10 protein-coding genes are annotated in these 12,282 nt (G+C 72.3%); 1 reads left to right on the top strand and 9 read right to left on the bottom strand.

Annotated elements, in window-relative coordinates; translation table 11 throughout:
* On the top strand, positions 1-123 hold a 123-nt coding region (locus AZE13_RS35740), incomplete at its 5' end, for a tyrosine-protein phosphatase (RefSeq protein ID WP_147264696.1).
* Between the two features lie 41 nt (positions 124-164).
* On the opposite strand, the gene AZE13_RS20925 is transcribed toward AZE13_RS35740, so the two are convergent.
* The 9 genes from AZE13_RS20925 to hpnC form a co-directional block, all read right to left on the bottom strand.
* Complete coding sequence (locus tag AZE13_RS20925; RefSeq protein ID WP_066934053.1) at positions 165-1,547, bottom strand: aspartate aminotransferase family protein; 1,383 nt, start codon at positions 1,545-1,547, stop codon at positions 165-167.
* On the bottom strand, positions 1,544-3,451 hold the full coding sequence (gene dxs, locus AZE13_RS20920) for a 1-deoxy-D-xylulose-5-phosphate synthase (protein ID WP_066934050.1): 1,908 nt from the start codon (positions 3,449-3,451) through the stop codon (positions 1,544-1,546). The genes AZE13_RS20925 and dxs overlap by 4 nt, the downstream gene beginning before the upstream one ends.
* Positions 3,452-3,455: 4 nt before the next feature.
* On the bottom strand, positions 3,456-4,481 hold the full coding sequence (hpnH, locus tag AZE13_RS20915; RefSeq protein ID WP_066934047.1) for an adenosyl-hopene transferase HpnH: 1,026 nt from the start codon (positions 4,479-4,481) through the stop codon (positions 3,456-3,458).
* Positions 4,482-4,486: 5 nt separating this feature from the next.
* Entirely contained in the window at positions 4,487-5,155 is a 669-nt protein-coding gene (locus tag AZE13_RS20910) for a 1-hydroxy-2-methyl-2-butenyl 4-diphosphate reductase (RefSeq protein ID WP_066934044.1), read from the bottom strand.
* Positions 5,155-7,170: a squalene--hopene cyclase gene (gene shc / locus AZE13_RS20905; protein WP_066934041.1), complete on the bottom strand. Its 2,016-nt coding sequence runs from the start codon at positions 7,168-7,170 to the stop codon at positions 5,155-5,157. Before shc ends, AZE13_RS20910 begins: the two co-directional genes overlap by 1 nt.
* Positions 7,171-7,313: 143 nt before the next feature.
* Positions 7,314-8,435 carry a polyprenyl synthetase family protein gene (locus tag AZE13_RS20900; protein ID WP_066934037.1) on the bottom strand — a complete coding sequence of 374 codons (1,122 nt, stop codon included), beginning with the start codon at positions 8,433-8,435 and terminating at the stop codon, positions 7,314-7,316.
* Positions 8,432-9,889 carry a hydroxysqualene dehydroxylase HpnE gene (gene hpnE, locus AZE13_RS20895; RefSeq protein WP_066934034.1) on the bottom strand — a complete coding sequence of 486 codons (1,458 nt, stop codon included), beginning with the start codon at positions 9,887-9,889 and terminating at the stop codon, positions 8,432-8,434. Before hpnE ends, AZE13_RS20900 begins: the two co-directional genes overlap by 4 nt.
* A 100-nt stretch (positions 9,890-9,989) precedes the next feature.
* Positions 9,990-10,943 carry a presqualene diphosphate synthase HpnD gene (gene hpnD, locus AZE13_RS20890; RefSeq protein WP_066934031.1) on the bottom strand — a complete coding sequence of 318 codons (954 nt, stop codon included), beginning with the start codon at positions 10,941-10,943 and terminating at the stop codon, positions 9,990-9,992.
* A complete protein-coding gene (gene hpnC / locus AZE13_RS20885) occupies positions 10,940-11,827 on the bottom strand; it encodes a squalene synthase HpnC (RefSeq protein ID WP_066934496.1) in 888 nt (295 codons plus the stop codon). Before hpnC ends, hpnD begins: the two co-directional genes overlap by 4 nt.
* Between the last annotated feature and the right edge of the window lie 455 nt (positions 11,828-12,282).

Here is a 12,282-nt window from a genome sequence, read left to right as displayed (position 1 = left end):
TACCTCGCGGCGGCCTACGACACCATCGAGCGCACCTGGGGCTCGACGGAGAGCTACCTCGGCGACGGGCTGAAGCTGGCCGCCGCCACCCGCGAACGCCTCCGCGACCGCTTCCTGGTCTGACCCCTCCGGCCCCGCCAGGGCCTGTGCCGGCCGCCGATGCCCTAACGCACGCTCAGCGCTTGCCTGGCCAGAGTCCGGCCGAAGTGCCACATCAGGCCACCGCCGTTGTGGGCGTCGTCCATGACGGCGGTGAACGCCGCCATGAAGCGGTCCACTTCCCGCTCGCCGATGATCAGCGGCGGGATCAGCTTGATGACTTCCAGGTGGTCGCCGGAGACCTGGGTGAGGATGCGGTGCCGCTGGAGCAGCGGGACCACCACCATCTGGGCGAAGAGCCCCTTGCGTGCCGCCTGGAGCATCGTCCAGCGGCTGCGCAGGCCCAGGGACGTGGGGCGGCCGAACTCGATGCCGATCATCAGGCCGCGGCCGCGGACGTCGTGCAGCAGCTCGTAGCGGTCGATCAGCCCGGCGAGCCGGGAGCGCAGCAGTTCGCCGGTGTGCCGGGCGTTGGCGACGAGCTTCTCGTCCGCCATCACCGCGAGCACGGCGAGGCCGGCCGCCATCGCCTGGGCGTTGGCGCCGAAGCTGGCGGAGTGGACCAGGACCCGATCCATCGACGAGTAGACCTTCTTGAAGATCCAGTCCTTGCCGAGGGTGGCGCCGACCGGGACATAGCCGCCGGAGAGCGCCTTCGCGACACAGACCAGGTCCGGTTCGACACCGTCCTCGTGCTGGTAGGCGAAGAAGTCGCCGGTGCGGCCGAGGCCGGTCTGCACCTCGTCGGCGATCAGCAGCGCCTTGTGCCGGTGCAGTGCCTCCTGTGCGGCGCGCAGGAATCCGGGCGGGGTGGGGTGCACGCCCTTCCCCTGGACGGGCTCGACGACGAACGCCGCGACGTCGCCGCGCCGCAGCTCGCGTTCGAGTGCCGCGAGGTCGCCCATCTCGATCGCGGTGTCGGGCAGCAGCGGGGCGAAGCCGTCCCGGAAGCCGGTCTCGCCGTTGACGGAGAGCGAGCCGGTGGTCAGGCCGTGGAAGGCGTGGGTGCAGTAGAGGACGCGCGGCCGGCCGGTGGCGTAGCGGGCGAACTTCAGGGCGGTCTCGACGGCTTCGGTGCCGCTGTTGCCGAAGAAGACCCGGTCGAGGTGGGGGGCGTGGCCCAGCAGCCGCTCGGCGAGCAGTCCGGGCAGCGGCTGGCAGTCGAAGCGGGTGAGGTCGGGCAGCTGGGCGTCCAGGACGTCGTGCAGCGCCTGCCGGACGACGGGGTGGTGCCGGCCCAGGCCCATCACCCCGAACCCGGCGAGCATGTCCAGGTAGTCACGGCCCTCGCGGTCCCAGAAGTAGGCGCCCTCGGCCCGCTCGTAGGCCTTGTCGAAGCCGATGGTGTGCAGCATCCGCGGGAGCTGGTGGTTGAGGTACCGGCTGTGCAGCTCGTACCGCTCGGCGCCGCGCTCGGCGAGCAGCTCGGCCAGGTCGAATCCGGTCATGGGGCGCTCTCCTCACCGGTCGGCGCGGCTTCCTTGCGGGCCAGCGCGGCGCTGATCCGGCCGGCGATCCCGTCGGGGGTGAGGCCGAGGCCGGCCAGCAGCTCACCGCGCCTGGCGTGCGGTACGAACCGCTCGGGGATCCCGAAGGTGCGCAGCGGAACGTCCACGTCCGCGTCCCGCAGCGCCTGTCCGACCGCCCAGCCGACGCCTCCGGTACGGCAGTTGTCCTCGACGACGGCCACCATGACGTGCTGCGCGGCGAGCCGGGGGATGGCCTCGTCGACGGGCTTGACCCAGCGCGGATCGATGACGGTGGCGTCGACACCGCGCGCGGCGAGGAGTTCGGCGGCCCGCAGACAGACCGGGGCCATCACGCCGACGGCGACCAGCAGGACGTCCGGGTGCGTGGCCCGGTGCAGGACGTCGACGCCGCCGATCCGGTCCACGGCCGGGACCGGATCGTCCACCGGCTCCTTGGGGAAGCGGACCACGGTCGGGGCGTCGGCCACGTCGGCGGCCTCCCGCAGCTGGGCGCGGAGCTGGTCGGTATCGCGCGGGGCGGCGATCCGCAGGCCGGGGACGACCTGGAGGACCGACAGGTCCCACATGCCGTGGTGCGAGGCGCCGTCGGCGCCGGTGAGGCCGGCCCGGTCCAGGACGAAGGTGACGCCGCACCTGTGCAGCGCCACGTCCATCAGGACCTGGTCGAAGGCGCGGTTGAGGTAGGTGGCGTGGACGGCGACGACCGGGTGCAGGCCGCCGGCGGCCAGGCCCGCCGCCGATACGGCCGCGTGCTGCTCGGCGATGCCGACGTCGAAGACCCGGCCCGGGAAGGCCTCGGCGAACGTGTCCAGGCCGACCGGCCGCAGCATCGCGGCGGTGATCGCCACGATGTCGTCGCGTTCCCGGCCCAGCCTGACCAGCTCGTCGCCGAAGACCGAGGTCCACGACGGCTCGCCGGGCGGCGCTACGGGCGCGCAGGTCAGCGGGTCCATCACGCCGACGGTGTGGCAGTGGTCCGCCTCGTCCTCCAGGGCGGGGGGACAGCCGCGGCCCTTCTCGGTGCGGCAGTGCACCAGCACCGGTCCGTGGAAGCCCGCCGCGCGGCGCAGCGCCGATTCGACGGCCGCGATGTCATGGCCGTCGACCGGCCCGAGGTACTTCAGGCCCAGGTCCTCGAACATGCCCTGGGGGGCGAAGACATCCTTGAGGCCCTTCTTGGCGCCGTGCAGCGAGTCGTAGAGCGGCCGGCCGACGACCGGGGTGTGCTGGAGCACGTCCTTGCCCCAGGCGAGGAACTTCTCGTAGCCGTCGGTGGCGCGGAGGGCGGTGAGGTGGCGGGCCAGGCCGCCGGTGGTCGGCGCGCAGGGGCGCGCGTTGTCGTTGACGACGATGATCAGCGGGCGGTCCTTGGCGGCGGCGATGTTGTTGAGGGCCTCCCAGGCCATACCGCCGGTCAGCGCGCCGTCACCGATGACCGCGACCACATGGTCCTTCCTGCCGCGCAGCCGATGGGCCTTGGCGAAGCCGTCGGCCCAGCCCAGCACCGTCGAGGCGTGGCTGTTCTCGATGACGTCGTGCGCGGACTCGGCCCGCGCGGGGTAGCCGGACAGCCCGCCCCCGGCCCGCAGCTTCGAGAAGTCCTGGCGTCCGGTCAGGAGCTTGTGGACGTAGGACTGGTGGCCGGTGTCCCACAGGATCCGGTCGGCGGGCGAGTCGAAGACCCGGTGCAGCGCGATGGTCAGCTCGACCACGCCGAGGTTGGCGCCCAGGTGGCCGCCGGTGCGGGCGACCGCCTGGGTGAGGAAGTGCCGGATCTCCTCGGCGAGTTCGGGCAGGCGGGCCGCGGGGAGCGCCCTGAGGTCGCGCGGTTCCCGGATGTGTGCCAGCAGCGTCGCGTCCATCGGGTCAGCCGCGGTTCGCCGCGATGGTCTCCTTGGCCGCCCGGAGGGATTCCCTGAGGGAACCCATGGTGGCGAGGACGGCGGTGGGCTCATAGCCGCAGTGCGCCATACAGTTGGCGCAGCGCGGATCCTTGCCGCGGCCGTACTTCTCCCAGTCGGTCTCCTCGATGAGCTCGCGGTATGTCGGCACATAGCCGTCGCTCATCAGGTAGCAGGGGCGCTGCCAGCCGAACAGCGAGTAGTTGGGGATCGCCCAGGCCGTGCAGGGGAAGTCCGCCTTGCCCTCCAGGAAGTCCAGGAAGAGCGGGCTGTGGTTGAGCCGCCAGCGGCGCCGGTTGCCGCCGGCGAAGGCCTTCTTGAACAGCTCCCGGGTCTGTTCGACGCCCAGGAAGTGCTCCTGGTCGGGGGCCTTCTCGTAGGCGTAGGCGGGCGACAGCATCATTTCGTCGACCTGCAGGTCGTCGTTGAGGAAATTGAGTACCTCGATGATGGTCTGCGGGGTGTCGGTGTTGAAGAAGGTGGAGTTGGTGGTGACCCGGAAGCCGCACCGCTTGGCTTCTTTGATGGCCGCCACCGCCTCGTCGAATACGCCTTCCTTCGCCACGGATTCATCGTGCCGCTCCCGCATCCCGTCGATGTGCACCGCGAACGCGAAGTACGGCGAGGGTCTGAACTGGTCCATTTTCTTGCGCAGCAACATGGCGTTGGTGCACAGGAACACATATTTCCGCCGGGCCACCAGCTGCCGTACGATCTCGTCGATCTGCGGGTGCATCAGCGGCTCGCCGCCGGCGATGGACACCATCGGTGCGCCGGATTCCAGCACCGCCCCGACCGCCTGTGCCACCGGCATCCGCTGTTTCAGCACACCCGCGGGGTGCTGGATCTTTCCGCAGCCCTCGCACTTCAGATTGCAGGCGAAGAGCGGTTCCAGCTCGACGATGAGCGGGAATTTCTCGCGTCGGCGGATCATCTTCTGTTCAAAGAGATAGGTACCGACCCGGATGGACTGACGGAGCGGCATGGCCATCTGGCTCACCTCCTGGGGAGCGGCAAAGAACGGTGCCATTCATAGAAAACGGGGAGCAGGGAACGCAGCACTGTGAAGGCTGATATTCCACCGCGTACGGTGCCGATGCGTACCAGCTCATGTTCTGGAGCGTCCACGACCACCCGGACGGCCGCAACCGGACGGCCGCCGGCGCGCCGGGCCGTGCTCAGCGTCGCCGCGGACTCCATGTCCGCCGCGATCGCGCCGGAGGCGTGCAGCCGCTCCCGCTCGGTGCCGCGTACGACGTGGTCGGAGCCGCGCAGCAGACCGCTGTGCACGGTCAGGCCGCGCCGCCGGAGAGCCTCGAACAGCGGCGCGTTGTCGCGGCAGGGCACGTCCGGTACGCCCGGCCGGTGGTCGCGGGTGGCCTCGGCGACGACCACGTCCCCCGGGCGCATGCCGGGGGCCAGGCCGGCGCAGAAGCCGCTGGCGACGACGGGGGACCGTTCGGTGGCCGAGCCCCGGCTCAGCGCCGCGGTGAGGGCGCGATCGGCCGACTGGGGGCCCATGCCCGTACGGAGCACCACCAGCTCCGGACAGCCGGCCTCCGCCGCTCCCCCGTGGCCACCGCCGCGCAGTGCGAACCGCTCGATGCCGAGCGCACAGGCGATCAGCAGCGGCGGGGCCGCGTCCGGCGGGGGCCGTCTCGGCATCAGTCCCCCACCGGCGCGCCGGCCGGTCTCCCGTCGAGGTAGCGGCCCAGGGCCGTCAGGGGGAAGACCTGGCGGTAGAGGTGGTAGTTGATACAGAAGTCCCAGGGGAAGCCGGTGCCGGTGAAGTACGGCTCGTCCCAGGAGCCGTCCTCGCGCTGGGTGCCGGTCAGCCAGCGCACCCCGCGCCGTACCGCCTCGCTCTCCCGCTCACCGGCCGCAAGCAGCGCCATCAGCGCCCAGGCCGTCTGCGAGGCGGTGGACGTGCCGCGCCCGGCCCACCGCTCCGCGTCCTGGTACGAGCGCTGGTCCTCGCCCCAGCCGCCGTCGTCGTTCTGCACCCGCTCCAGCCAGCGCACGGCCCGGCGGACGGCCGGGTGCGAGGCGGGGATGCCGGCCGCGGCCAGCGCGGGGAGCACCGATCCGGTGCCGTAGACGTAGTTGGTGCCCCAGCGGCCGAACCAGGAACCGTCGGGCTCCTGTTCGGCCAGCAGCCAGGCGATTCCCCGGCGGGTCCGGGGATGGTGGGTGCGGCCGACGTCGGCGAGCATCTCCACGACATGCGCGGTGACATCGGCCGAGGGCGGGTCGATGACCTCGCCGAAGTCGCAGAACGGCAGCCGGTCGGGCAGCGGGCTGGTGTTGTCGACGTCGAAGGCGGCCCAGGCGCCGTTCCGGGACTGCATCCCGGCGGTCCAGCGCACCGCGCGGTCCACCGCGGCCTGGACCCGCAGGGGGTCGGGGTGGGCGACCCGGCGCAGCGCGAGCACCACCTCGGCGGTGTCGTCGATGTCCGGATATTTGTCGTTGTGGAACTCGAAACCCCATCCGCCGGAGGGGAGTTGGGGGCGCCGTACGCTCCAGTCGCCGGGCCGGTGGATCTGCTCGGCGAGCATCCAGTCGGCGGCCTTCACCAGCTGCGGGTGATCCGGGGGCACTCCGGCGTCGGCGAGCGCGATGGTGGCCAGGCAGGTGTCCCAGACCGGGGACTGGCAGGCCTCGATCATCCTGGCGCCGTCCTCGCGCCACACCGCGAACCGGTCCAGCGACTCCAGGCCGGCCCGCAGGACGGGGTGGTCGAGGTCGTAGCCGAGGAGGTGCAGGGCGATGACGGAGTACACGGCGGGGGGCTGGATACCGCCCCAGCAGCCGTCGTTCTCCTGCCGTTCGATGATCCAGCGGGCGGCGGAGCGCATCGCGGCGCCGCGCAGTGCGCGCGGGGCGACCTTGCGGTAGAGGTGCAGCGCCTTGTCGAGGCGCTGGAAGACGCCGTCCCAGCCGGCGACCGGGGCGAGGCGCTTGGGCGGGGCAGGGTTGGCCGGGTCGGTGTGCAGCTCGTCGAGGGCGAACGGCGCCGGGCGGACCGGGCGGGTGGCCGAGACGATGGTCAGCGGCACGATGGTCTGCCGCGCCCAGCACCCGAAGTCATAGATGTTCAGCGGGAACCACTTGGGGAAGGAGAGGAGCTCCGGCGGGAGTTCGGGCAGGTCCTCCCATTTCCACCAGCCGAAGAGGGCCAGCCAGATGCGGGTGAAGACCCGGGCGGCGGCGATGCCGCCCTGTTCGCGGATCCAGGCCGAGGCCTTGGCCAGGTGCGGGGCGTCGGGTTCGTCCCCGGCGAGACGGAGGGCGACATAGCCCTCGATGGTGGTGGAGAGGTCGCCGGGCCCGTCGTGGAAGGTGGCCCAGGTGCCGTCGGTACGCTGCCGGCTCCGGATGTAGCGGGCGGCGGCCTCGGTCAGCTCGGGGTCCTGGATTCCCAGGAACTGGCGGAGCATCAGGTCTTCGGCGTCCATCGTGACGTTGGTCTCGAGGTCGCCCTTCCACCATCCGGCCGGGTCCTGCACGGAGAGCAGGTATTCACTGGCGCGTGCGGCCGCGCGGCGGGCGGCGTCCGCCGTGTCCCGCGGTGCCGCGGTCCGCGTGCGCGCGGAGGGTTCGGTTGTCCTGGCGGTATCGCTGGCCGAGGGTTCCCGGGGCGGCAGCTTCCCGGTGCTTCCGTCGGTCGTCGCTGTCATGGCTTCCCCTTCTGCGGTGAACGGATCAGTGCTCAGCTCAGGGATTCCGTCGGCCGGTGCCCTCCCCCACTGCCCTGGAGCCGTGGGAGGCAGCCGTGCACCGGCCGGCGACTGCGATTTCTCTTATGCGGTGTCGATGGTGATCATCTCTCTCGTACGACGACGAAGTCCGCGAGGGCGACGAGCTGGGCGCGGACCTGCTCCGGCATCTCGATCTCGTCCAGCGCGGCGATGGCGGTGGCGTGCTGGCGGCGGGCCTCCTGGGAGGTCCACTCCCGGCCGCCGGCCTCTTCGATCAACGCCGCGCGGGAGGCGAACTCCTCCTCCGTGAAGTCGGCGATCTCGGTCGCGCTCTTCTTGGCGTCGGCCGCCAGGATCCCGGCCAGCCGCTCGGAGGCGGGGCCGCCGGCGGCCAGCGCGGCGACGACCGGCAGCGACTTCTTGCGCTGGCGCAGATCGCTCCAGGTCTGCTTGCCGGTGGCCTCCGGGTCGCCCCAGATGCCGAGCAGGTCGTCGACCGCCTGGAAGGCGAGGCCGAGGTGGTAGCCGTACTTCTCGAGGGTGTCGGCGGTGCGGTCGTCGGCGCCGCCGAGTACCGCGCCGATGGAGACCGCGCAGGCCAGCAGCGCGCCGGTCTTGTTGCCCTCCATCTCCAGGCACTCCTCGACGGTGACCCGTTCGCGGTGCTCGTAGGAGATGTCCTGCGCCTGGCCGTCGATCAGCTTGCGGGTGGCCAGGGTGAGCCGGCGGGTGGCGCGGCCGGCGTCGACGGTGCCGAGCTCCAGCAGTATCTCGTTGGCGAGGGCGAACAGCGCGTCGCCGACGAGGATGGCCTGGGCGGGGCCGTGCACCTTCCACACCGTGTCGCGGTGCCGGCGCTGCTCGTCGCCGTCCATCAGGTCGTCGTGCAGCAGCGAGAAGTTGTGCACCAGCTCGACGGCGACCGCGCCGGGGATGCCCGCCTCGGGGGCCGCGCCGGCGACCTCGGCCGAGAGCAGGGCGAGGGCGGGCCGGACCGCCTTGCCGCCGTCGCCCGTGGTGGGGTTGCCGTCGGCGTCGATCCAGCCGAAGTGGTAGGCGGCGACGGTGTCCATGGGAGGGGCGAGCCGGTCGACGGCGGCACGCAGCACGGGCGTGGCGAGTGTCCGCCCGCGCTCCAGCAGCGCGGTGACGCTCGTGGTGTCGATAGCTGGGGAAGCCGGATTCACGGTTTCTCCTCTGTTTCCGGTGCTCGTGCTCGTGGATGCGCTCGTACTCGTCGTCATGCCGCCTCCTGAGGCAACCGGCCTCGGGGGAAACCGAGTTGGGTGAGTGCCTCGCGAGCGGCGGCGGTGCCGCTGCGCACAGCGCTTTCCATGGTCGCGGGCCACCCGGTGGCGGTCCACGCGCCGGCCAGGAAGAGGCCGGGGGCTCTGGTGCGGGCGGCGGGGCGGAGCCTGCCGACGCCCGGGGCGGGCGCGAAGGTCGCGGTGCGCTCGCGGGTGACGAAGAAGTCGAGGGTCCGGGCGCCCCGGGCGGCCGGCAGCAGCCGCTCCAGCTCGGGCAGGTAGCGGGCCCGGAGCTTGGCGACCGGCTCGTCGATCTCCTCCTGCGCGGCGGACTGGGAGACCGCCAGGTACTGGCAGCCGCTCCCGCCGGGCCGCCCGAACTCCCGGGAAAGGTCTGGCAGCCCGGAGGCGTGGGTGCGGTCGAAGACCCACTGCACCGGGGAGCCGACCGCGGCGAAGAAGGGGCGGCGCAGCACCGTGCGGTCGTAGATGACGTGGAGGTTGAGGATCGGCGCGGTGCCGATGTCCAGCAGCCGGTCCTTCGCGGGCAGTGCCCCGTCGGGCAGCAGGGCGTGCGTCTCGCGCTGCGGTACGGCGAGGACGACGGTGTCCGCGGTGAGCCGCTCGCCGCCGTGCGGGCCGTTCGTCACCGACACCCGCCAGCCGTCGCCGGTACGGTCCACGGCGGTGGCGCGGGTGCGCAGGGCGATCCGCACTCCGGCCTTCTCCAGCGCCGTGCGGGCGAGGGTGTCGTGGACGTCGCCGAGCGGCACCCGGGACCACCCGATGTCGGCCGCGCCCGGGGCCGACAGCAGCCCGGTCTTGAAGACCTTGGCGGCCAGGCCCATCGAGACGTCGGAGGCCCGGGCGTTGAGGGTGGCGATACCGACCAGGTCCCACAGCGCCTCGACGGCACGGGCCGACTGGCCGTGGCGCCGCAGCCAGCTGCCGAAGTCGATGCCGTCCAGCGCCGGGTCGGCCGGATCGAGGCCCTTGAGTGCGAGCGTGGCGCGCACCACGCCGGCCCGCTCGGCGGGCGAGAGGTGCGGGTAGCGGGCGAGGCCGGCGGCGAGGTGCAGCGGGACGGGCAGTGCGGTGCGGCGCAGCCGGCCGAGCCGCATCCGCCCTGTGGAGTCCGGCCGGGACCGGGTGCCGTCGCCCGGATCCAGGACCGGTACGTCCATCCGGTCCTGCAGCGGCACCAGATGCGCGGCGCCGGTCCGCGCCAGCAGCGCCTGGTACGCGGTACAGCAGCGCAGGTACACATGCTGACCGTTGTCGACGCTCAGCTCGCCGCCGGCGAAGTCGCGGCGGAAGGAGAAGACCAGTCCGCCGAGGCGGGGCCGGCCCTCGAGCAGGGTGACCCGCAGCCCGGCGTCGGCCAGCGCGAGCGCCGCGGTCGTGCCCGCCAGGCCGCCGCCGACGACCACCGCGGTGGCATCCGATGTCATGTGGTCTCCCCCCGTACCGCCTTCATGGACGCAGCCGTCCCGGGGAGGGTTGCCCGCCGCACCGACGTGGGGTCATCGCTGCCGTGGCCGGCCCGGCGCATCAGCCACGCCTCCTGACGGCCTGCCGGCGTCCGATCGCCCGGGCGTCGAGGCCGGACAGCCCGCGCACCGCGACGAACGCCTTCTCCCGGCCGGGCAGCGAGACCCGGCCGCGCAGCACCGCCCCGGGGTCGGCGGCGATCCGGCTGAGCAGGCGGTGGTAGATGCCGGCCATCGCGGCCACGCAGGCACCGCTGCGCCGGTCGAGCATCGGCAGCAGCCGGAAGCCCTCGGCGAACAGCGCGCGGGCACGTTTCACCTCGTGGTGCACCAGGCCGGTGAAGTCCGAGCCGGGCGGCGGGACGGGCCGGTCGAATCCGGCCGCGCAGCCGAACTTGGCGAGGTCCTCGGCGGGGAGGTAGGTGCGGCCGTTGCGGGCGTCCTCGCGAACGTCCCTGAGGATATTGGTGAGTTGGAGGGCGAGGCCGAGGGTGTCGGCGTATTCGGGGGCGCGCTCGGCGTCCGGTGCGCCCGGGACGGTGCCGAACACGCCGAGCGAGAGCCGCCCGATGGCCCCGGCCACACAGCGGCAGTAGACCTTGAGGTCGTCCCAGGTCTCATAGGTCTCACCGCGTACGTCCGCGAGGACGCCGTCGATGAGCTCGTCCAGCGCGTCGAGCGGGATGGGGAAGCGTCCGGCCGCGTCGGTGAGGGCGACGGCCACCGGGTCGGTGTCGTCCTCGTCGATCCGGCCGTCCTTGATGCGGGCCAGCAGCGCCCGGGTGTCCTCCAGGCGCTGTTGCTTGGCGGCGGGCTCCAGGCCGCCGTCGCCGATGTCGTCGACCCGGCGGGAGAAGGCGTAGAGCGCCGACATGGCCTGTCGCTTGTCGGTCGGCAGCAGCCGGATGCCGTAGGCGAAGTTCCGTGCCTGCTGCCCGGTGACGGCCTCGCAGTAGCGGTATGCAGCGAGCACCGGCGCGGACGCGTATGCAGTGGCCTCCACGGTCCGGCTCACCCCTCTCTTCGCAGTGTCGCCCCCAGCTCGCGCAGCAGGCTGAGCTTGGTCGGCTTGGGCGGTCCTGGGAGTACGTCGTGTCCGGCGGCCGCGACCGCCTGGAGTGCGGCGCGTCCGCCGGCCACGAAGCCGGCCAGCAGCAGCTTGAGTCTGCCGTGGACGCTACCCACCAGCGGAGTGCCTTCATTCAGCAGCTCAAGGGCGCGTTCCGCCTCGTACGCGATCAACGCACGCACCGATGCGCCCCCGCGCGGCGCGGCCAGATCGGCCTCGCCGACACCGAAGCGCTTCATGTCCTCGGCGGGGAGGTAGATGCGGTCGCGCGCGAGGTCCTCGGCCACGTCCTGGAGGTGCTCGATGATCTGCAGGGCGGTGCAGACGGCGTCGGAGCGGCGGATCCGCTCGGGGGTCGACGAACCGGTGATGCCGAGGACGAGCCGGCCGACGGGGTTGGCGGACAGCTCGCAGTAGGCGAGCAGGTCGTCGTAGGTGCCGTAGCGGCTGACCCGCTGGTCCTGGCGATTGGCCTCGATCAGCCCGAGGAAGGGCTCGGGGGTCAGCCCGCGGCGGCGGACGGTCGGGCCGAGCCGCCGCAGCAGCGGGTGCCGGGGCCCGGGGGCGCGGTCGCTGAAGACGCGCGCCAGGTCCGCCTCCAGGGCGTCCAGCAGCGCGAGCCGGGCCGCCGTGCTCTCGGCCTCTTCTCCGGCCTGCGCGCGGTCGAGCCCCAGGAGGACGGCATCGCCGCCGCCGGGTGCGAGGTCACCGTCACCGATGTCGTCGACCAGCCGGGCGAAGCCGTAGACGGCCATCAGATCGGCCCGCCAGGCGCGGGGCAGGAAGAACGGCGCGACCGGGAAGTTCTCGTGTGCGGCCTGATCGAGCACGGTGCGCGTCTGGTCCCGTCCGTCACCTGCCGCCGTCCTGCGGAGGAAGGCGCCCCGCGCCCGTTCGTTCTCTCGGCTCACCGGGGACTGCCCGGCGCATTTCGGTGCCGGAGCGAACCAGTAGCCATTGCCGTCACGTCTCCCGTTCTACACCGCCAAGCTAAAAGATCCTATTTCGGACACGCCGCCGCCGACGACGCACCCTGATCGAGCCTTCTCTACCCTTTTGGGGGAGAGTGCCCGTCTTGTGCCACATATACCGTTCGGCACCCGTACAGCTTACGCCGTACGTTGATCGGCCCGTCACCGCGGAGGGCCGGTCCCCGCACCGGCGAGGGCCCCCGCGAGCCACCGTCGCGAAGGCCCTCCCGGCAGGCCGGACTACTTGCCCGTGAACTTCTCGTACTCCTTGATGACCTCGTCGGTCGGGCCGTCCATCCGCAGTTCGCCGCGCT

The organism is Streptomyces sp. NBRC 110611, from assembly GCF_001590865.1.
Lineage (GTDB): Bacteria > Actinomycetota > Actinomycetes > Streptomycetales > Streptomycetaceae > Streptomyces.
This window is presented reverse-complemented; position numbering and strand designations above follow the sequence as displayed.